This is a genomic window from Caballeronia grimmiae (genome assembly GCF_000698555.1).
In the GTDB taxonomy this organism is placed as follows: domain Bacteria; phylum Pseudomonadota; class Gammaproteobacteria; order Burkholderiales; family Burkholderiaceae; genus Caballeronia; species Caballeronia grimmiae.
Map to the genome: position 1 here is coordinate 1 of NZ_JFHE01000135.1, position 598 is coordinate 598.

The following is a 598-nucleotide window of genomic DNA, read 5'->3' on the forward strand; positions in this document are numbered from 1 at the left end:
GTGCATCCGCTGCGGCCCGCGCGAATGCGTCGATAGTGTCCGCGACGGCTGACTCGCTCATCGGCTGAGCCACGCGTTCGCCGGTTAGGGAGAGACCCGAGGGGCTCTCGTAGCGATGAGCGGACAAAGCCACCCGCTCACCCGCTCCATTCGAAGGCTTGTTACCCACGTGCCATAGTTGCGGCGCAATGCGTCCTCCAGCCGCGTGGACCTCGTCAACCACGTTCTTCCAGCCGGCCAGCGCCGCCTCGCGATGAAAGCGCGGGACGTTCGGATCGTCGAGCGCGCCCGCGCGACCAACACCGGTTCCCTCGGTGATGATGAGGCCGACACCGTGCGACGCACGTCGCCGATAGTACGCGGCGACGTCGGCGGTCGGTATGCCCCCTGGGGAGAAGGACCGCGTCATCGGAGCCATGACTACCCGGTTAGGTACGGTGAGGGCATTGAGTTGATAAGGGCTGAGCAGGATGTCGAGATCGGGCATCAGGTTTTCCGGATTGCGGTTGGCAAAAGGCCGTTGGTTATTGTGTGTCGATCCATGCGCTAATCGCCGCGTTCACGTCGTCCGCGCGATCCTGCATGATCCAATGGCCTG

The 598-nt window shown here is 63.9% G+C and carries 1 protein-coding gene; it reads right to left on the bottom strand.

The features are described 5' to 3' along the window. Positions 1 to 487: oxidoreductase (locus BG57_RS30960; RefSeq protein ID WP_035971157.1), on the bottom strand; the 487-nt coding region annotated here is incomplete at its 3' end. Between the last annotated feature and the right edge of the window lie 111 nt (positions 488 to 598).